A 19,535-nucleotide genomic window follows, 5' to 3' on the forward strand; every position below is an offset into this window, starting at 1 on the left:
GCGGCTGATCCCCCCTGAAGCACCGCCATGCCGGCCTCGCTTGTCTCTTCCGCCCGCTTATCCAATCGGCCCCAGCTCCACCATGCGCACATCCGCGACCTCATTCCGGAACGCCATCGCCACATGCGGATGGCAGGTCGTCATCACGATCTGATGATCCGACGACAGCCGATGCAGCGCTTGTACGGCCTGTCCCAGCCTCCGCCGATCATAATTGACGAGAATGTCATCCAGGATCAGCGGAAGGGCCGCCTTATGGGACAGTTCTTCCGCCAAAGCGAAGCGCATGGCCAGATAGAGCTGCTCGGCCGCCCCGCGGCTCAGCAGGGAACTGTCAATCATCCGGCCATCGGCCCGTTCCACTTCCAGACGCTTCGTCCCGTGCGGCGCCGTCACCCGTACATACCGCCCTTCGGTCATCGCCCGAAGATGAGCGGCCGCCCGCTTCAGCACCTCGGGCTGCTTCTCTTGCTCATAGAGCCGCCTCGTCCGCTGAATCAGCGTTCGGGCCAGCGCCAGCACCGCATAACGGGAGGCCTGTTCATCGAGCCTCGCCTCGTTCATCGCCGCTTCGTGATGATGGGCCGCTCCCTCGACCTCGGCCGTGAGCCGCTCATGCTCTTGCTTCAGCCGTCCGCGCCGCTCCTCGCCTTCGCTGATGCTCGCATCCCACCGCTCCAGCTCCGCTTGCCGTTCGGCGGCGCGCCGCTCCAGCTCGGCCCCGTCATAGCGGGTAAGCAGTTCCTCCAGCGGCGCCCACTGCTCCGGACTCCCGCCGCGGTACACGACCGCCTCGCTCTCCTGCAGCGTCCGCTCCCATTCCTGGCGGCGGGCTTCGGCGTTCATCCGGAGGAGGAACTCCGCTTCCTCCTCCGCGCCTGCTTCCGCCAGCAGCCGCTCCTTCCGCCGGCGGGCGTCCTCCGCTTCCCGGGCCGCCGTCCGGCATGCCTCGACGGCCGCTTCATACTGCTCTGCGCCGCGCTCATATTGCTGCTGCCGCTTCTCTTCCGCCTCCAGCCGTTCCAGCAGGCGGTACAGCTCCCCGATGGAAGCGAAGCGCCGGCGGGCCTCCGCTTCGTCCCGGAGGCCCGGCTCCGAAGCAGCGCCTTCCGCTTCCCGGCGCTCGGCCGCCGCGGCCGCTTCGCCGTCTCCTTCGGAAGCTTCCCGGGCGGCCTTGAGCAGCCGGGCGCACTCCTGCTCGACCTCCCCGATCTGGCGCCGCAGGCGGGAGGCTCGCTCCAGCAGCCGTTCCCGCTGGCTCTGCATATCGAGCGCCTGCTCCGCCCGGCGGAGATGCTCGAGCGCGCCGGCGGGGCTGAGCGACTCCGGCAGCCCGCGCTCCCGCAGCCAGCCGCGCCAGCGCCCGGCAGCTCCTCTCTCCGCCGCCAGGGCCGCCTCGGCTTCCTCCGCCAAGGCTTCCGCCCGGCGCGCGGCGGCCGCGGCGACTTCGGCCGCATGACGGGCGCGATCGGCGAGCCGCGCCTGCTCGCGGGCCCACTCGGCCGTATCGGCCAGCGCCTGCGCCAATTCCTGCCGCTTCGAAGCGGCAGGCAGCCCCGCGCCGCCGGTCCCGGGCCAGAGCGGGCCAAGCAGCCCCCGCAGCGCTTCGGCCTGCTGCGCGGCCATCCGCCCGTCCGCGCCGGCCTCTTCCGCGGGGCCTCCAGCACCCCGGCCCCCATGCCCGCCGCGGCCGGCATACGCTAACGCGAGCGTCCCGGCGAGGCCGACCGCCGCCACCGCTCCGGCGGCCAGCCACTGGCCCGCAGCGAAGCCGAGCAGCGCGGCCAGCAGCAGCGCGCCGCCGCCGAAGGCATACGCGCCGTACGCGGCCGGGATGCGGCGCTCTGCGGCGGACCGGGCCGAGCGGCGGCCGGTTGGCCGCGAAGGAGCCAGAGCCTGCCGCGACGCGAGCGCGTCCTGGAGGGCCTGGCCGCGGCGCAGGACCTCCTCGGCCTGGGCCGGCGCCGGGGCGAAGCCGGTGCCGCGCACGCCGGCGGCCGTATGCCGCGCAAGCGCGCGCTCCGCTTCGCGGCGTTCGGCCTCGGCCGCGGACGCCTCGCGGCCCGCCCGCTCCGCCGCGTCGGCGGCTTGGGCCCGGGCCCGGCCGGCGGCATCGGCCTCCGCCTGCGCGGCCCGGGCCTGCTCCGCCTGCGTGAAGCTCGCGTCGCAGGCAAGCAGCCGCTCCGGCGTCCAGCCGGAGTCCGTCTGGCGGGCGAGACGGCGCAGCTCCGCCGCGATCCGCGCGGCTTCCGCCTCTGTCTCCGCCGCCGTCTCCTGCCAGTGACGGACCGCATCCGCCTGCCGGGCCAAGCGGCGCGCCTCCGGCGCGAGCGCCAGCAGCGCCCCCTGCGGACGCAGCCCGGCGAGCCGCCGTTCCCACGCGGCCCGCTGCTCTTCCGCACGGGCGAGCGCCGCCTCCGCCTCGGCGAGCCGGCGCTCGTTCGCCTCCCAGCGCGCGGCGGCGTCGGGCGGCCACTCGGCGCGCGGCGGCAGCCCCGCCAGCGCTTCGCGCGCCGCGACGAGGCGCACCCACGTCTCGCTGACGTGGGCGGCGCGCTCCGTCAAGGCGAGCGCCTCGCGGACGGCCCGGCGCGAAGCCGCTGCCGCTTCGAGGGCAGCGTCCGCTTCCGCCAGCAGCGCTTCCACGCCGGCCAGCCGCTCCGCCTGCGCCTGGCCCTCCCGCCGCGCCCGGTCCGCCCGATCCAGCGCCTGCAGCGTATGCGCCAGCTCCTGCGAACGGCCGCGGGGCTTATACAGCTTGTCCGCCTCCTGCTGCAGCCACCGCTCCGCCTCGGCGACCTGACGGCCGCCTCCGAGGCCGGTGTCGTACAGGAAGGCGCCGACCTCGTCGCCCTGGAGCGCCTGCAGCTCATGCAGCTCGTCCAGCGTAATCGCGAACAGTCGCCGGAACAGCTCGCCGTTCAGGCCGCCCAGCACCTCCGTCTCGAGCTCGGACTGGGTCATCCGGTCCAGGCGCCCGTCCGCCCCCCGGCGGCGGATGACCGTCTGCACGCTGCCGTTCCGCTCCAGGCGCTCGATCCGCCATTCCTGCCCGCGATCGTCCTCCACGGCGAGCCGCCCGCCGTAGACCCCGCCTTCCGCGGGCTCGTAGCGGCCGGCCGCGCCGCCGCGCTTCGGGAAGCCGTACAGCATGCCCCGGAGAAAAGCGGCAAGCGTGCTCTTGCCCGCCTCATTCGGGCCAAGGAGCAGCGTGATGCCCCCGGGCTTCCCCGGCTCGGCCAGCTCAAGGTCCACATCGCGCAGCTCGCCGAAGCCGTTCACATGCAGATGCAGCAGCCTCATGACGCGTTCCCTCCTTCCTGCAGCGCTTCAAGCGCCAGCAGCATCGCTTCGTGCAGCCAATCCGCCTGCGCTTCTTCCGGCTGTTCGGCCAGCCATTGGCGAAGGCGGGGCTGCATCTGGAAGGCGCCAAGCGCTTCCGCCAGCAGCTCGTCCCGCAGCTCGCCGTCCTGCCGGCTCCGGTCCGCCAGCCGGACCAGATCGCCGAGGAAGCTGTCCGATTCCAGCCAGACGGCCGGATCGAGATCCGGCCGGCACCGGACGCGAAGCTCGGCGATCCATACCCCGTCTGTCGAACCGGAACGCTCCATCCGTTCCAGCTCCTGCTCGTTGGCCGCAGCCGCCCACTGCCGCTCCAGCGATTGGCGCTGCAGCTCGCGGTAGAGCGCCGTCCGCCCGACCAGCGTCAGGCGCGCGAAGACGAGGCGGCTGCCGCACTGCTGGCGCAGCCCGGCCAGCGCTGCGTCCAGCCGATCCATCACCTGCTGCATATCGGCGAGATCCGCGATGTCGACGGCCTCATCGCGCCAGCGGACCAGATCGAGCGGCGCGAAGCGCAGCGACACGTGACGCCGCTCGTCCACCTCGACGACGTAGCAGCCCTTCGGCCCGGTCTCCTTGACATGCCGCCCCTGCGTATTGCCGGGGTAGACGATATAGGGAGAGTCATGAAGCACCTCCCGGAGGTGAATATGGCCGAGCGCCCAATAATCGTACCCGGAGGCGATCAGCTCCCGCTTGGAGCAGGGAGCATACGGATCATGGCCCGGCCGCCCGTCGACCGTCCCGTGCAGCATGCCGATGCGGAACAGGCGCGCCCGGTCCGGCAAGCCGTTCGCCTCCTCGGCGGCAAGCGCCTTCTCCGGCTCCGCCGGATAACGCGCGGCCAGATTGTCCCGAACGGCGGAATCGCCGTACGACATCCCGGCGATCACCGCAAGCGGCGTCCCGTCGGCCCCGCGGGCCAAGGCCGCGCCGGGCGCGCCGGCGCCGAAAACGGTCACGTTGTCCGGCCACGCCCACTGCACGCCTTCATGCAGCGGATCGTGATTGCCGTGAATCAGATAGACCGCAATCCCGTGCCCGGCCAGCCGTTCCATTCCCCGCTGGAGACGCCACTGGGCCTTCAGCGACCGATCCTTGCCGTCGTACAGGTCGCCGCTGACGACGACGAAGGCGGCCTGTTCCCGCACCGCCAGATCCACGAGCGCATCCCATGCGGCGAAGGTCGATTCGACGGCGCGCGCGCGCAGCGATGACGGAAGCTCCCTCAGGCCCCGGAACGGGCTGTCCACATGCAGGTCTGCCGCATGTATGAAGCGAAACGCATTCAACTTCCTCTCTCCTCTCTGATCATGCGCGAACGCCCGGCAGATGAGCGCCGGGCGTTCGCATGGCTGGATGGGCCTTCTCCGGTCGGCGAAGTCAGTCCGCGGTGACGCGGAAGCGGAGATAGATTCGCTTCAACTCGTTCACGACGCCGCTCAGCGAGTAATCCTGCTTCGCCTTCGTCCAGGCCGTCCGGGACAGCTCATAGCGGAACGCCGGATCCGTCATGACCCGATCCAGCGCCGCGGCGAGCGCGTCCGGATCGTCCACGGGCACCAGCAGCCCGTTCACCCCGTCGGTAATCTGCTCGGCGATGCCGCCGACATTCGTGCCGACCAGCGCGAGCCCGCACAACGCCGCCTCCGCGAACACCGATCCGAACGCCTCCGCCCGGGAGGGCAGCACGAAGATGTCCGAGAATGGCATGAACTCCTCCGGATGGAGCATATAGCCATAAAATATCGTCTCGTCATAAATGCCAAGCTCCTGGGCAAGCCGCTCCAGATCCTCGCGGATCGGCCCGTCGCCGATGATGTGGAGCACATAAGGCCGGCCGCGCCGCTTCAGCTCGGAGCAAGCCCGGAGCAGCACATCAAGCCCCTTCGCCGGGACAAGCCGGCATACGACAATTAACTGGGGCACTTCATTCTCATGGGCAATCGGCCGGAACCGCTTCTCGTCGAAGCCGTTCGGGAGCACCTCGATCCGCTCCGGGCGCGCGACGTAGGGCGCCAGATCGTGCCGGAACGAATTCGATACCGTCATCATCAGATCGACATGCGCTTCCAGCTCCCCGTACAAGGAGGTCAGGAAGCGGAACTCCGGTCCGTCCGGCTCGATTTTGCCGTTCAGAAGCAGTTCCCGCTCGTAGCTGGAGTGAACCGTCAAGATGACCGGCGTCTCGGGGAAGAGCCGCTTCATCACCCAGCCGGCAATCGGATGATGGGCATGAATAAGATCATAGGAGGAGGTGATTCGCCGTCTCGTCCACCATATGTAATCGCGGATCGTCTGAATATATTTGGCCACGATCGGAGAATCGCCATATACGGTCCAGTCGAAGGTCGCGAAGGCGATCTCCTCCTGCCCTTTGCCCCGCAGCCGCTTGGGCAGCGAGAAGAGCTCCATCTCCCATCGGGGGAGCTGGAAGCGGTCTTGTATATAGGGAACCATGGAGGACACGCCTCCCGGCTGTTCCGGCGGGAAAAACAACGCCTGCAATATTTTCATGCCAGCCTCCTTCATGTTGCTTTCGCTTTTCGATGTCTACCATTTATGATATATTAGAACATATGTTTCAGTAAAGACTACGCAAATGGAGCTATCGATTGCGATGAATCGGCTTGTTACCCCAGAGTTATCCGGCAGCACCGCCGTCGCGGTGACGTCGGCGTGCATGATGTATATTTTGTTCATTATGCTTTTGATGACGGTTCGCCTCTATTCCAGGCAGCGCTCCGGAGCATATATTCTATTCATCGCGGCCTTGCTGCTCATCGCGTTCGAGCGGACGTTGGATCTTGCCGATTATGAATGGTTTCCCGGATGGTTCGATCCGTATGGGATAGGAAGAACCGCCCTGCAAGCGTTTTCTTTTTTGTTGATGAATTTGGCGGTGCTGCGGCTGTACAAGCGCAGCAACCGGAGAATGCGCGTATATGCGCTGACTGCCCTGCTCCTGCTCGCGGGAGCCGCCGCCCTCTCCCTCATCCTGGCGGAGCAGTATGGGCTATCCGCCAAGCCGTCGTGGCCGCTCATAGTCTATCATATGACGTTCACCGTATTCTGTTATTTCTGGATTGGCCCCCGTGCGGGCCAGCGGGTGAAGTATGCGTTTACCCTCCTCGTCAATTTTTTGATGAACCTGTCGTCCGGAGTGAACTCGATTTATTTCGGCGGAATGAACAGGCTCCTGTTCTACCTGGAGCACGCGCTTCCGCTCGTGTATTTCACGCTCATGTTCTTCATTCTGTTCGAGCGCGTGGTCGAGCATCTGCAGCGGACATACCGGTCCTCGATTACCGACGGGCTGACCCAATTGTACAACCGCCGCTATCTCTTCAAGGCAATGCAGAGCTACGCGCAGAAGGAGGCCGCCATTTCGCTCATCTTCTGCGATATCGACAATTTCAAGCGCTTGAACGATACGCAGGGGCATGATAGAGCGGATGATGAGCTGAAGCTGGTCTCCGCGATCATTCGGGAGGAAGTGGAGGAAGCCGGCATTCCGGGGCGCTTCGGAGGCGAGGAGCTCGTGGCGCTGATCGTGGATCCGCATGCCCGCGTGGATCAGTTGGCCGAGAATATCCGCCGGAGGGTGGAGGCGGAGACAAGCGTCACCGTCAGCGTCGGCCACAGCGCGCTGCGAAGCGGAATGACGCCCGAGGAGCTGGTCAGGGAGGCGGACCAGGCGATGTACCACTCGAAGACGACAGGCAAGAATCGAGTGACCGATTATGACGCCATCGGCAGCCCCCGCCGGCGCAAGCGCGCTTCAGCGGCCGGCCGCTGAACAGAAGCGCCCCTGCCGGGACGGATTCCGGCAGGGGCGCTATTCATTTCTCACTGCACGTCGCGCTTCTGGAAGACGAAGAACGAGACGGCGAGCAGCACGGCAAAGTAGATCGCGTACATCATGAGGCTGAAGCCTAACGTCGCCCCTTCATAAGGCAACTGGCCTTCCCCGAAATAAGGTCCCCAGTTCAAATGCGGGAACACCAGCCATTTGTACCACTCCTTCTGATGGAGCATCATCGAGACCGTTCCGCCGAGCATCTGGACAATGATCGGCAGCGCGATGGACAAGCCCAGACTTCGGGTCAGCACCGCAATCATGAATGCGAGCGTGAGCTGAAAGGCCGCTTCCGAATAACCAAGGAAGAGCGACACGACCGAATCCATCAAGGTAGCTTCCTCTGCGGCCAGATTGAACAGCGCGGCGCCGATACCCAATCCGAGCAGCAAAATGATCATATAAGCCGCGAACAGCACGAGGAGCGCATTCACCCATTTCGAGGCCAGGACAAGCGAGCGGCTGGCCGGCCGGATTAACAGCTGCTTGATCGTGCCGTCCTTGAATTCGTCCGTGATCGTCTGTGCCGCGACGATGATGATGAAGATGGTGGTCAGCGGCCGGGCGATGAACACAAAGGTATTGGCAAATTCCAAATAAGGCATGGCTCCGTCCTTGAACACGAAAAACCGGATGACAACCCCGAGCAGCAGCGCCATTAACGCCAGGAAAATATAATAATACGGCGCTTGCCGCTTGCTGTTCGTCTTCATCCATTCATTCTGGACGAGCGAGAAAAAGTAACTCATTCAATCCGGCCTCCTTTCGTCATCGTAAGGAAGGTATCTTCCAGCGTCGGCGCGGAGGTCCGGACCTCGTAGATCGCGATGCCCGCGTGGACAAGCTTCTCGACGACCTTCGGAATCTCATTCCGCATGACGTTCACGGTGATGCCGGAACGAGATTCGTCCCGGGCCGCTGGCCAATCGGCCGCAGCGAGCGCCTGCAGGGCTTCCTCGGTCCGATCCACCTCCAGATAGATCGTGGCCGGCCGCGCTTCCGCCGCGTCAACGGACGGATTCAGTTCCCGCTCCCCGACGAATTTGCCGTTCTGGATGATAACGACCCGGTCGCACATCAATTCGATTTCCGAGAGCAGATGGCTCGAGACGAGAATCGAGATTTTCTCCTCCCGGGCCAAGCGGCGCAAATAGTCGCGGAGTTGCCGGATACCTGCCGGATCGAGCCCGTTCGTAGGCTCGTCCAAAATCAGAATCGAAGGATCGTGAAGCAGCGCCTGCGCGATGCCGAGCCGCTGCCGCATCCCCAGCGAGTAGTTCTTCACCTTTTTATCTATCGCATTTTCGAGCTCGACGAGCCGCACGATTTCCTCGATCCGCTCCTCGCTGATCGATTTGCCGCTCAAGCGGGCGAAATGAAGCAGGTTTTTGCGCCCGCTCATAAATTTGTACAGCTCCGGATTTTCGACGACCGCCCCGACGTGGGTCATCGCTTTGGCCCGGTCGGTCCGGATGTCATGACCTTCAATCCGGATTCGTCCCGACGTCATGGACATCAGTCCGACGATCATGCGGATCGTCGTCGTCTTGCCTGCGCCGTTCGGGCCGAGGAAGCCATAGACTTCCCCGCGCCGCACGCGGAACGACAAATTATCGATAATCGTTTTTCCCCGAATTTTTTTCGTCACGCCTTCCAATTCTACAACGGTATCATCGGTGCCTTGCATCAAATCTCACTCCTTCCATAGTACAGCTGCTTATGTTGCTGCCTCTCTCTGACTTACTTTACCGGATTCTTCCCTTCATTCCAACTGCGGAATCCGCATTGCCCGATTGGCTATCGCAGAAGACATCTATTACGTACGCAGTATCGGCCAAATCGTTTCGAATTCATTGTTAAAGAACAAAGGGTGCGCTGCACCCGTTTCTATTACACAGTTAGCGTTAATAAGTATAAAATAAGGAAATACATTTACTCCACATACAATACACACCTAATTAAATCATAATTTGATCACTTACCCTATTTGTGGTAATATCAATAAGGAAGGAGGTGGAAACTAGTCAATCTTTGGTAACGGTTTTAAGATGTATGCCACCATGCTTCCTCTAATGGAAAACCAGTTCACATACCCTTCAAGATTTATGATATTTAACCCAGTTTTTTCAGTACTTATAAGTCTGCGAACTGGTTCACTGTTAACCCGCCACCAGAAGAAAAAGCCCTATGCCTTATTCGAAAGCTCAACAATGAATTTTTATGACACACGCGCAGAGGAGAGTGAGTATATATATTATTATATATATTTGAGTTATTTATTGGTATTTTATTCTTTGTTGTTGGCATTATTTCTACTTTTCCTCCTCCAAAAATGCCATGGCTAATTCGAATAATAATTTTATGCATTGGTATTGCCTTTATCGTGCATTCAGTAATTGGTATGCTCGACTTGATTTTCTAACCTCAAATCATTTCCATTTAAAATCTATTTTTTAGCTTCAATGATCTCTGGAAATTGAAAAAATTTAATTTGGAGGTCTTAAGATGTTTAAGAAAACGCTTTCTTTATTTTTGGTAACTTTGATGCTTGGATTAACTTTTAACTCATCTTCCATATTATCTGCGGCTGAAAGAGAAACTAAAGAGGAGACAGTACAAATCGTACGAAGTTATATTAAAAATAATGTGAGTCAATTAAATGCTATGATGTCATCTGTACAATATCAAAAGTTAAAACTAAAGGATATTGAATCTATTATCGATAACTATTTTTCCCATAATCCTGCACCTCAAAAGCTCATTGATGTAAATAATCTAACAATTGATGACATCTTCCCTGCCAATGATACGATAGATACTACAGGTACTGCTTCAAGAAATGTGCTACATTTCGAGGAACTCGCTTCTTATGTTGCCAATAACTCGTCTGGAAATGGGGATTCAATTTATAAGTTTCCTAATGAGAATGGCGCAGTTACTGTATATATTGCTGATACTGGTGAGGTAATGATTTGGGACCTAAGCAGTGTTCCCGCTAAAGACTCCGATTTTTCGAACCAAACTTTAGCGGCTGCTTGGAAAACAACAAGAACCGAAAGAAGTACTGGAATCGCATATAATGCTTTAGGCGGAAAAATGTTTACTATTTGGGCAGAAGGGAATTTCCAATATGACGGAAAGACCGCAAAACATAATAACTCAGATGGAAATTCTGAAAGACATTTTTGGGGTTCTACTCTGGTCATAGAAAAGAAAGCTGAAGGCAAGGAGCGCACAGTTAGAGTAGAAAACTATTCATATCCAGAAGTATATACTCGAGTTTATTTTGAATCCCAATTTGGTATTCGATGGGCTGGTATTACCATGAATTCTGGTACGGTTGAGGCATACGTTGGCGGAACATTTGCAGGAAATGTTTATGGCGGGGTTAAAGAAATTTAGAGTTCAGTTTTAATTTCTGCTTACAGCGTTACAGAGCTAACTCTCCGTAGGGCTAGGTTCAGGGTGATCGTTGTATAAGAGCGATAGAGGAAGCGTGGTATACCGCTCATTTCCTTTTCGGGGAATGAGCGGCTTTTTATTGCCAGGGATGATTGCGTTGGGTAATAATAATGACGTACAACCGCATAATCACCAAACCCTTTTTCGCAATCTATTTTATCATGCAAGGAGTTAATGCGATGTCAATATCATTGCCTGATGAATTGCCTCTGGCCTATCAAGAACAGATGAAGCGCCTGTTCGAAGCGGACGGCGAACCGATCGATCCCTTCCTCGACAGCTACCGGGAGCCCCGGGCCTACGGCCTGCGCGTGCAGCCCTGGAAGTGGGGCGGACATGAGACGGCCCGCCGGAACGCGGCCGCCCTCTTCGGCCTGGAGCCTGTCCCGTGGTGCCCGGAAGGATATTACTATGAGGAATCATCCCGGCCCGGGAAGCATCCCTACCATCATGCCGGTTTGTATTACATTCAGGAGCCTTCCGCCATGTCTTCCGCCGAGCTGCTCGATCCGCAGCCGGGCGAGCTCGTGCTGGACCTGGCCGCGGCTCCGGGAGGCAAGGCGACTCAGATCGCCGGGCGGATGAAGGGCGAGGGGCTGCTTATCGCCAACGAGATCCATCCGCAGCGAGCCAAAATATTGGCCGAAAATATGGAACGGATGGGGGTCGTCAACTGCATCGTCACTCAGGCGGATCCGCATGCGCTGGCCGAGCGCTTCCCGTACAGCTTCGACCGCATTATGCTGGATGCGCCCTGCTCGGGGGAAGGGATGTTCCGCAAAGATCCGGAGGCGGTCAACGAATGGTCGACCGAGCATGTGGAGGCATGCGCGCTCCGCCAGCGGGATATTATCCGGGCGGCTGTCCGGATGCTTCGCCCGGGAGGAAGCCTTGTCTATTCCACCTGCACCTTCAATCGCCGGGAGAACGAGGACATCATCGCTCATTGGCTGGAGACGTATCCCGAATTCGAGCTGGTGCGCATGGAACGGCTGTGGCCGCACCGCCATCGGGGGGAAGGGCATTTCGTCGCGCTGTTGAAGAAATCCTCTTCCGCGCCAGACGCGACAGACGCCGCGGACGGTTCCGCATCGGCGCAATCCGGGCGTCGCGGCGGCAGCCGCAAGGGCAAGGGGGCTTCCGGAGTGAATGCGGCGGCGGCCGCGTTCCGGCAGTACGCCGAATGGGCCCGCGTGCATCTGCCCGGCCTGGAGCTTCCGCCAGGAAGGCCGCTGCTGTTCGGGGACGAGCTGTACTACGTTCCCGATACGCATCCTGGAGCGCGGGCGCTGCTTGACGACGCTTCCGTATTCTCCGGGCTGCGCCTGCACCGCCTCGGCCTTCATCTCGCTCATTTGCGGAAGAACCGGCTCGAGCCAGCCCATGCGCTGGCGATGGCCTGCACCGCAGCGGATCAGGCCGCGCTCCGCTTCGACGCCGCCGCGGACGATCCGCGCATAGCCGCTTATCTGCGCGGCGAACCGATCGCGCCGAACCCGGAACAGAGCGGCGCCAAGGGCTGGACCCTCGTCGCCGTCGACGGCCTGCCGATCGGCTGGGGCAAAGCGTCCGACGGCCTGATCAAAAATCATCTGCCGAAAGGCCTTCGCGCGCTCGGTTAGCAAGGGGGGTTCGGCCGTTGTGTCTCATGGTAGGGATAAGCCTGGATTCTTTTCTCCGGCAACATAATAAAGTCCAAGTGTTTTTTCGGCACTCCATTTGGACTTCTCTCTTAGCAGAAAAAGTGTAGAAAAAAAGGATGTAACACGCTCTGATCGGAGTGCCAGGTTTCGATTCGGTAAATGGACAATCTCCACTCTTCGTAAAAAAGGGGGCCAATAGCCTGAAAACTGTACAATTTCCCTGGAAACGCTCTGGAAACGACTAAGCGGCAAGTGAAATCCGCATAACTGCTGCATGATATCTCCAGACACGCCGATTCGGTTAGCGAAATTTGTATAACTGCACGATTGTTACAGACAAGCTTATCCGGCAGGCCTGTTCGGTAAGTCCGTTCGGTAAACACAATCCGAAAAACTATACGACTTCTCCAGACACGCCGATTCGGTAAGCACAATCCTGCAAAAATACAGCAATTCGATAGGGACGACTTCAGCAGAAAAGGAATCCTGCACAATTGCAGCAATTTCACTCGTTTCCCTTCGACTTTGAACAAAAGGGCCTAAATTGATGTAGATTTGCAGCATTTTCCTGGGATGCGAACTCTTTGAGCCGAAAATCCTGTAAAATAGCAGCAATTTCCTCCACACGTTCAAGCCCCAGAAGGCGATGATACCTCCAAAAGGCGCTAATGCCCCGAGGAGCGTCGCAGTTTCTTGTGAAGCCTATAAATCATCCAACGCAGTCTCTTGGAGCCCGTATATCGGGCCGTTGAGACCGTCCGTGGAGGGGATTCATTTTTTATGCGGTGGATACTCGTCTCTCAGTAGAAAAATCGATGTAAAATATTCAGAGTGCCAAGTTTTGACCCAGAAAGTTTCGTTTTAACATGTTCGTCTCCATATCCTGGCCTGACCAAAAACAGAAACAATGCCGCAGAACAGCTTCTACCTCAAAAAATTTCAAAAAAACCGCTGACCTTGCAGATTCAACTGCTCCCCCCGGGAGCCTTGCCTCTGCAAGGTTAACGGTTACCCCTGATCGCGGGATGCGCAATCCACGATCATTTCATCAATCATCTCGTTATGGAACATCATCGTCAGATGGAGCGACTGCACCTGCTTATCCTTGGCCAATTGACAAGCGAGCTCCTGGCCGATGCAGGCCCGATCCGCTCCCGTTCCCGGTACGCGAAAATCGATATACCCGGACATTTCCGGCCCGTCGGTGCTGATTGTGGCCTCTCCGACCGGCAGAGAGCCGCTCCGATCGCGGTAAATATCATAGAGCAGCGCGCTGCCGTCATCCCGCGCCAAAATCACGTGAATCCGATCATCCGCCCCTTCCGTCCCGTTGTCCTCGTCCGGATCATGCTCCAGCCTGTCCATCGGCCGGGCGCCGAACGGCCCCGCTTGCCGCTCCGGGGCCTCCGCCCGATATTCCGCGACGTCATCATTCGTGACGATGCGCTGCACTTGCCCCGTCACGAACACGACCTCCAGCTCGGCGGCGCCCAATGCTTCCGCCGTATGCCGGACATAGCGTTCGACCTGTTCCTCGATCGCGCTCCGGTGCCGCTCCAGCACGTCCATTCCGTCCATGACGAATACGCCTTGAAGCCGTTCCCGCTCCCGGTACAGCCAGAGGAACTCCCCTGCGTACGCGCCATTGAACAGCACATCCTGCGCTTCCCCGCTTGCCGTCCGGAAGTCAGGGCGAAATTCAATCATCTGCGTGTCCTCCCTTGCCATTTCCGGTAAATCCGGTACTTCCTTAAGGTTGCCCGTTCCTTCGCGTTACATTCCCTCCGACGGGTCTGGATAGCCGTCCAATCGCAGCCGGATTCCGCTGCATAATCTATGGGTGTCGGAACAAGGGGGACATCGTCCCTCCGGGTATCCATCCCGCTGTTCCGCTTCATCTCGAACAAGGGAGGAATGTTTCCATGGGTGCAGGATTTGGGCATTTCACATCGACAGGCGTCATTCTCGTATTGTTCATTTTGCTGGTCATCGTATCCCGCTCGCTCATCTACTAGAAGATCATCAGGCACACAGAAGGCGGGGACGCCCCCGCCTTATTCCGCGTTATGCCGGGAACGCCTATCGCGCCGCCCTTTCCAGACAATGCTTGACAAGCGCCTCATGAACGCCGTCTTCATTGTTCGATGCCGTGACTTCCTGTGCGGCTGCCTTCACCTCAATCGGTGAATTATCCATCGCGATGCCCATCCCCGCAAATTCAATCATCGACAGATCGTTATAGTAATTGCCGATGGCGAGCACCTGCTCCGGGGCAACGCCGCGAAGCTCCGCCAGCTTCGCCAGCGCGCTTCCCTTGGACGCGTCCTGATGCATAATATCGATAAAGTAATCCCCGGAGCGGATATAGTGCAAGCGATGTTCCCACAAGCCCAATTCCGCTTCCACCCGATCCATCTCTTCTTTTTGCCCGCTTAACGTCATTTTGACCGGCGCGTCCTCCAGTTCGTCCCAGCTTGGAAGCTGCTTCGGCTCGACAAGGAACTGAGCGTACAGATCCAGCGTCTCCGGCGCCATTCCCGCCCGGTCATCCACATATAAATCGAACACCGTGTTGATATTGAAATGAACGCCGTGCTCGCGGCAATATTGAATATACGGCTCCAGTTCTTGCGGCGGAATATCGAAGCGGTGCAGAATGCGCCGGCCTTTTGATGCGACGGTCGCCGCTCCGTTATGCGTAATGACGACGCCTTCCAGCCCCAGCTCGTCCAAATAAGGCAGCGTGCTTTGCGGAGCGCGCCCGGTGCAGAGCACAATCTCCGCACCTCGCTCGGCTACGCTCCGTATCGTAGCGGCCGTACGGCCCGTAATCGCATGTTCGTCATTCAACAATGTCCCGTCCATATCCAAGGCAATCATTCGGTAATTCATAGGCCTTCTCTCCCCTTCTGTCGGTTCTATCCCTCATTGTGTCCCGAGCGCAGCCGTTCTATCTCTTCCGGACTGCATTCGCGCCATTGTCCGGGCTTCAGCTGCGGGTCCAGCTCCAGCGTTCCCATTGAGAGACGCTTCAAATAGACGACCTTCTTGCCGACCGCCGCGAACATCCGCTTCACCTGATGGAATTTGCCCTCCGTTATCGTCAGCTCGATTTCCGACAGGACGCCCTCTTCCCCATCCGGCCGGTGACCGAGAATGTTCAGCCGTGCCGGAGCCGTCACATAACCGTCATCCAAGGTGACGCCCGCGGCAAAGCTGGCGCCGTCCCCGGCGGTCACCTCGCCCGCCACCTGAGCGAAGTAGGTCTTCGGTACATGCTTCTTCGGAGACAGCAGCTGATGGGCCAGTTGCCCATCGTTGCTGATCAGAAGCAAGCCTTCCGTATCCTTATCCAGCCGGCCGACCGGGAACGGCTCGAAATGCCGCAGCGCCGCCGGAAGCAAATCCAGCACCGTCCGCTCGCGCGTATCCTCCGTCGCTGAGATGACGCCCCGCGGCTTGTTCATCATCACATAAATATATTCGCGGTACATTATGATCTCTTCGTCCAGCCGGACGACATCCCGTTCCGGATCGACCTGCTGGCCGCTATCCTTGACGCTCTTGCCGTTGACGGAAATTCGCCCCGCCTTGGCCCATTTTCTAATATCCGACCGGGAACCGCGGCCCATATGCGCGAGCAGCTTGTCGATCCGCATCATTTTGCCCATGACGACAGGGTCACCTCCTCTGCCTCTATCCGTTCTTGTCCCTGCGGATCGCATGGCCCTAATGCAGGACATGTCCTTATCAGCATACCATGTTGTCGTCCGTTTTGGAAAAGAAACGCGTGAAGAGCTGCTTCCTCCTCTTCTCGTCTATGTGCAAGCAGACTTACATTATTGTCATGTATGCCCGCAACGGGGAAACTTTATTGTACAATATTCGTATGAAAACATTGTTTTCACAATCATCCGGGACAACAGACAATCAGAGAGAGGAGGAGACGGATGTTACGTGTTGAAAATCTGTCGCACGCCTTCAAAAACGGGCCGGAGACAACCCAGGTGCTGCACTCGGTATCGTTCAGTGTGCAGCGCGGAGAGATGGTCGCCCTGCTCGGGAGCTCCGGCTCCGGCAAGTCGACCCTGCTGAATTTGATGGCAGGGCTGATGAAGCCGACGGAAGGCAGCATATATATCGCGGGCCAGAACATCGTCACGATGAGCGAGAACCAGTTGGCCGAATTCCGGCGCGGGAATATCGGCTTTATTTTCCAAGCCTATGAACTGATCGCCAATCTCACGGTGCGGGAGAACGTCGAGCTGCCGCTCATCTTTCAGGGCGTCGCCCCTTCCGAGCGCAAGGCCAAGGCGATGCGCCTGCTGGAACAGGTCGGACTTCCCGACAAGTCAGAGCTGTTCACGTCCCAGCTCTCGGGCGGACAGCAGCAGCGGGTCAGTATCGCCCGTTCGCTTATCACCGATCCGTCCGTTATTTTTGCCGACGAGCCGACGGGGAATCTCGATACCCGCACCGAGGAGGAGATTATCGCGATCTTGAAGCAGTTGAACCAGACAATGGATACGACATTCATCATCGTCACCCACGAGCATGAAGTGGCTGCCCAGACGAAACGCATTCTTACGCTGAGAGACGGCCATCTGCACGATGACAGCCCCGCTCCGGAGCAAGCTCGGGAAGAAGCGGTCCCGACCGGAGGTGAAACCCATTGAGAATCGCCGACTACATACGGCTGTCCTGGGATCAGTTGAAGCGGCGCAAGGTAGTCACCGGCTTGTGCGCCATCGGGATCTCGATCGGCTGCGCCTCTATCGTCGTCGCGATGAGCGTCGGGGAATCGGCCCAGGTGTTCGCGGAGAAGCAATTGAATTCCTTTCTGAAAATGGACGAGATCACCGTCACGCCGAACAAGGGCGTCTCGGACCCGAGCGCGCAAAACGCAAGCAAAGGCGATAACAGCGAAGCCGAGGAACGCGGGCAGATTACCGAGCAGAAGCTCGAGGTCATCCGCAACATACCTCACGTCAAGGCGGTAGCGGCTTTTCAGCAGCTCGGCTATATGCAGATGGAGACCGCCGACGAGCGCAAGTCCGGCCTGGAGATTATCGGCACCGACCTGAATACGCTGACCGACTTCGGCCATGAGTTCATGCAGGGCGCGGCTTCCGATCTGACAGGGACCGTCATTTTGAATTACGGGGCCACCCTCGGACTCGTCGACGAGGAGACGATGGACAAGCTGATCAAGCAGTTGAACGAGAACCCGTACGACGATGCGTTAATGCAGCAATACCGCAATCTGAGCCGTACGCCGAGCTCGCTCTATCAGCGCCAGATCCGGCTGATCCCGTTCGGAGGCGAGGACGGCAAACGCCCGCAGGCCAGTTCTCCGCTTCGCGTGTCCGGCGTGCTCAAGAAGCCGGCCGGCAGCACGGATGACATGGTCATGTATGACAAAAAGGCGTATGTCTCGCTGGAGACCGCCGAACTGCTGCAGCAAGAGCTAAAGATCGAAGGGGACTCCGTTCCCAAGCGAGGTACATACAATTCGCTCATCGTCAAGGTCGACGATCAGAAGAATGTCGAGCACGTCGAAAAGCAAATCAAAAAGCTGGTCCTGAACACAAGCACCAACCTTCACCAGATAGACCGTCTGAAGGAACAATTCGCCATCGTGCGCACGATCGCCCTCGGCATCGGCTTGTTCGTGCTGTTCATCGCATCCATCTCCATCGTCGTCGCGATGACGATGTCAACGTATCAGCGCCGCCGGCAAATCGGAATTATGAAGGTGCTGGGCGCCAATCTGAAGCAGATCCGCAATATGTTCATCATCGAAGCGGCGCTGCTCGGCCTGGTAGGCGGCCTGGTCGGCATTATGCTGTCCTATTGGATCGTCTGGGCGATCAACGGGGCGGCCGCAGGGGCCATGTCGGACGGCAGCGGGGATCCGATTATTTTTATTTCATCCAACTTTATTCCGATCGGCATCGCCTTCGCTATTATGACCGGGGTCATATCGGGCCTCTATCCTGCGATAAGCGCGTCGCGCACCGATGCGCTGACGGCCATCAAGCGCGATTGATCGCAGTCGCGCCACAACTATAGACTAAGGAGGTCCGCTCACCGGAATGAAGAAAAAAATAAAATGGGCAATCATTATCCTGGTACTCGCCGGAATCAGTTACGGACTCTATTCATTCGGCAATCCTCCCGCCCCGGACACGGCGATGGAGAACAATGACGCCATCACCTTCCCCGTGACCCGGGAAACGCTGGTGAACAGCATCGAAGTCAAAGGGAAGTCCAGCTATGAGCAGGAGACGTTCGTGCATGCTCCATTCGGCGCGGAAGTAAGACAGTGGAACGTGAAGGACGGCCAGCAAATCAAAAAAGGAGACGTGTTGTTCCGGCTTGACTCGACCGCCCTCGAGAATGAAATCGCGCAGACGCAAGCGACAATCAAGAAGCAGCGCCTCGAAATGAGACTGACGGAAGTCCAGAGCGCGCTGGGCCAGGAGGATCAGGCGCTAGGCGTGACGGAGGCGGACCGCAAAAAAGTATTCGTGCAGCGGGAAGCCCAGAAGCTCCAAGAGGAATTAAGCGAAGTCACCCTGGATATTCAGGAACGGGACATCGCGGACAAGCAGAAGAAGCTCAATGAAGCGAACTTTCGGGCGCCGGCGTCCGGCATTTTCCTGTTCGAGGATCCGAAGAAGATTCCTTCCCAGGTGAACAGCAACGACCGCCTCGGCAAGATCGTCGATCTGAACAAGCTCCAGCTCGTCTCGCTTGTCGGAGAGCAGGATGTATTCCGCATCGCGGAAGGCATGCCGGTCGAAGTGAAGATCAACGCCCTGAAGCAGGTTAAGCTGCAAGGAAAAGTCATCAAAGTATCCAAATTCGCCAAGGCGGGCACCGATGAGAAGAATACGAATCAGCCCGCTCAATTCGAGGTCATCATCGGACTGGAGCCGAATAAGCAGCTCATCGCCGGACTGAGCCTGACCGGCCAGATCGAGACCGAGCGCAAGGAAAACGCCATCGTCGTTCCTACCGTGGCCGTGCTGCGCGAGAAAGATCAGTATTATGTCTTCCTCGACAAAGGCAACGGTCAAGTCGAACGGAGAGATATCAAGATCGGAATGGAGACTCCGGAAAAAACGGAAGTCCTGGAAGGCTTGAAGGAAGGCGATCAGGTGGTCCTGCAATAGCAGCCCGCCAGAGCAAGAGCCCCCGTCATGAGAATTCCTTCATGCCAGGGG

Annotated in this window: 15 protein-coding genes; 7 read left to right on the top strand and 8 right to left on the bottom strand. The window is 59.0% G+C overall.

Annotated elements, in window-relative coordinates; translation table 11 throughout:
• Positions 1-57: 57 nt before the first annotated feature.
• The 3 genes from L6439_RS19135 to L6439_RS19145 all read right to left on the bottom strand — a co-directional run bounded on the left by L6439_RS19135 (position 58) and on the right by L6439_RS19145 (position 5,859).
• Positions 58-3,303, bottom strand: a complete 3,246-nt coding sequence (locus L6439_RS19135; protein WP_213469499.1) for an AAA family ATPase — start codon at positions 3,301-3,303, stop codon at positions 58-60.
• Positions 3,300-4,634 (bottom strand): metallophosphoesterase family protein, encoded by a 1,335-nt coding sequence (locus L6439_RS19140; protein ID WP_213469500.1) that lies wholly within the window; start codon positions 4,632-4,634, stop codon positions 3,300-3,302. The genes L6439_RS19135 and L6439_RS19140 overlap by 4 nt, the downstream gene beginning before the upstream one ends.
• Positions 4,635-4,725: 91 nt before the next feature.
• Positions 4,726-5,859, bottom strand: a complete 1,134-nt coding sequence (locus L6439_RS19145) for a glycosyltransferase family 4 protein (RefSeq protein WP_168180159.1) — start codon at positions 5,857-5,859, stop codon at positions 4,726-4,728.
• Positions 5,860-5,944: 85 nt separating this feature from the next.
• Between L6439_RS19145 and L6439_RS19150 the strand changes: the two genes are divergently transcribed.
• Positions 5,945-7,141, top strand: a complete 1,197-nt coding sequence (locus L6439_RS19150) for a GGDEF domain-containing protein (protein WP_213469501.1) — start codon at positions 5,945-5,947, stop codon at positions 7,139-7,141.
• A 50-nt stretch (positions 7,142-7,191) separates the two neighbouring features.
• Here L6439_RS19150 and L6439_RS19155 read toward each other — a convergent pair whose 3' ends face one another.
• Together L6439_RS19155 and L6439_RS19160 are read right to left on the bottom strand one after the other, a co-directional pair.
• A complete protein-coding gene (locus tag L6439_RS19155) occupies positions 7,192-7,950 on the bottom strand; it encodes an ABC transporter permease (protein WP_213469502.1) in 759 nt (252 codons plus the stop codon).
• Positions 7,947-8,888 carry an ABC transporter ATP-binding protein gene (locus L6439_RS19160; RefSeq protein WP_168180162.1) on the bottom strand — a complete coding sequence of 314 codons (942 nt, stop codon included), beginning with the start codon at positions 8,886-8,888 and terminating at the stop codon, positions 7,947-7,949. Before L6439_RS19160 ends, L6439_RS19155 begins: the two co-directional genes overlap by 4 nt.
• An 818-nt stretch (positions 8,889-9,706) precedes the next feature.
• Between L6439_RS19160 and L6439_RS19165 the strand changes: the two genes are divergently transcribed.
• Both L6439_RS19165 and L6439_RS19170 read left to right on the top strand, forming a co-directional pair.
• Entirely contained in the window at positions 9,707-10,603 is an 897-nt protein-coding gene (locus L6439_RS19165) for a hypothetical protein (protein WP_213469503.1), read from the top strand.
• A gap of 239 nt (positions 10,604-10,842) precedes the next feature.
• Positions 10,843-12,285, top strand: coding sequence for an RsmB/NOP family class I SAM-dependent RNA methyltransferase (locus L6439_RS19170; protein ID WP_213469504.1), 1,443 nt, complete (start codon positions 10,843-10,845; stop codon positions 12,283-12,285).
• Between the two features lie 1,029 nt (positions 12,286-13,314).
• Here L6439_RS19170 and L6439_RS19175 read toward each other — a convergent pair.
• A complete protein-coding gene (locus L6439_RS19175; protein ID WP_213469505.1) occupies positions 13,315-14,013 on the bottom strand; it encodes a hypothetical protein in 699 nt (232 codons plus the stop codon).
• 215 nt (positions 14,014-14,228) lie between these two features.
• Here L6439_RS19175 and L6439_RS19180 point away from each other — a divergent pair, with 215 nt between their 5' ends.
• Positions 14,229-14,321, top strand: a complete 93-nt coding sequence (locus L6439_RS19180) for a sporulation protein YjcZ (RefSeq protein ID WP_168180166.1) — start codon at positions 14,229-14,231, stop codon at positions 14,319-14,321.
• 64 nt (positions 14,322-14,385) lie between these two features.
• Here the strand turns inward: L6439_RS19180 and L6439_RS19185 are convergent, their stop codons facing one another.
• Both L6439_RS19185 and L6439_RS19190 read right to left on the bottom strand, forming a co-directional pair.
• The gene (locus tag L6439_RS19185; RefSeq protein WP_168180167.1) at positions 14,386-15,198 is read right to left on the bottom strand and encodes a Cof-type HAD-IIB family hydrolase; all 813 of its coding nucleotides are present in this window, start codon (positions 15,196-15,198) and stop codon (positions 14,386-14,388) included.
• A 26-nt stretch (positions 15,199-15,224) separates the two neighbouring features.
• The gene (locus L6439_RS19190) at positions 15,225-15,977 is read right to left on the bottom strand and encodes a pseudouridine synthase (RefSeq protein WP_213469506.1); all 753 of its coding nucleotides are present in this window, start codon (positions 15,975-15,977) and stop codon (positions 15,225-15,227) included.
• Positions 15,978-16,256: 279 nt separating this feature from the next.
• On the opposite strand from L6439_RS19190, the gene L6439_RS19195 reads away from it, so the two are divergent.
• The 3 genes from L6439_RS19195 to L6439_RS19205 are packed head-to-tail and all read left to right on the top strand — an operon-like array spanning position 16,257 to position 19,484.
• On the top strand, positions 16,257-16,982 hold the full coding sequence (locus L6439_RS19195; RefSeq protein WP_168180169.1) for an ABC transporter ATP-binding protein: 726 nt from the start codon (positions 16,257-16,259) through the stop codon (positions 16,980-16,982).
• Positions 16,979-18,355, top strand: coding sequence for an ABC transporter permease (locus tag L6439_RS19200; RefSeq protein ID WP_168180170.1), 1,377 nt, complete (start codon positions 16,979-16,981; stop codon positions 18,353-18,355). The genes L6439_RS19195 and L6439_RS19200 overlap by 4 nt, the downstream gene beginning before the upstream one ends.
• 46 nt (positions 18,356-18,401) lie before the next feature.
• Complete coding sequence (locus tag L6439_RS19205; RefSeq protein WP_168180171.1) at positions 18,402-19,484, top strand: efflux RND transporter periplasmic adaptor subunit; 1,083 nt, start codon at positions 18,402-18,404, stop codon at positions 19,482-19,484.
• Positions 19,485-19,535 lie beyond the last annotated feature (51 nt).

Source organism: Paenibacillus dendritiformis, from assembly GCF_021654795.1.
Classification (GTDB): domain Bacteria; phylum Bacillota; class Bacilli; order Paenibacillales; family Paenibacillaceae; genus Paenibacillus_B.

Bases quoted from the DNA above. Each gene is read 5' to 3' on its own strand.
- L6439_RS19150 (WP_213469501.1), top strand. From the start codon at position 5,945: ATGGAGCTATCGATTGCGATGAATCGGCTTGTTACCCCAGAGTTATCC.
- L6439_RS19135 (WP_213469499.1), bottom strand. From the start codon at position 3,303: ATGAGGCTGCTGCATCTGCATGTGAACGGCTTCGGCGAGCTGCGCGAT.
- L6439_RS19180 (WP_168180166.1), top strand. From the start codon at position 14,229: ATGGGTGCAGGATTTGGGCATTTCACATCGACAGGCGTCATTCTCGTA.
- L6439_RS19170 (WP_213469504.1), top strand. From the start codon at position 10,843: ATGTCAATATCATTGCCTGATGAATTGCCTCTGGCCTATCAAGAACAG.
- L6439_RS19205 (WP_168180171.1), top strand. From the start codon at position 18,402: ATGAAGAAAAAAATAAAATGGGCAATCATTATCCTGGTACTCGCCGGA.
- L6439_RS19195 (WP_168180169.1), top strand. From the start codon at position 16,257: ATGTTACGTGTTGAAAATCTGTCGCACGCCTTCAAAAACGGGCCGGAG.
- L6439_RS19155 (WP_213469502.1), bottom strand. From the start codon at position 7,950: ATGAGTTACTTTTTCTCGCTCGTCCAGAATGAATGGATGAAGACGAAC.
- L6439_RS19145 (WP_168180159.1), bottom strand. From the start codon at position 5,859: ATGAAAATATTGCAGGCGTTGTTTTTCCCGCCGGAACAGCCGGGAGGC.
- L6439_RS19190 (WP_213469506.1), bottom strand. From the start codon at position 15,977: ATGGGCAAAATGATGCGGATCGACAAGCTGCTCGCGCATATGGGCCGC.
- L6439_RS19160 (WP_168180162.1), bottom strand. From the start codon at position 8,888: ATGCAAGGCACCGATGATACCGTTGTAGAATTGGAAGGCGTGACGAAA.
- L6439_RS19165 (WP_213469503.1), top strand. From the start codon at position 9,707: ATGTTTAAGAAAACGCTTTCTTTATTTTTGGTAACTTTGATGCTTGGA.
- L6439_RS19175 (WP_213469505.1), bottom strand. From the start codon at position 14,013: ATGATTGAATTTCGCCCTGACTTCCGGACGGCAAGCGGGGAAGCGCAG.
- L6439_RS19185 (WP_168180167.1), bottom strand. From the start codon at position 15,198: ATGAATTACCGAATGATTGCCTTGGATATGGACGGGACATTGTTGAAT.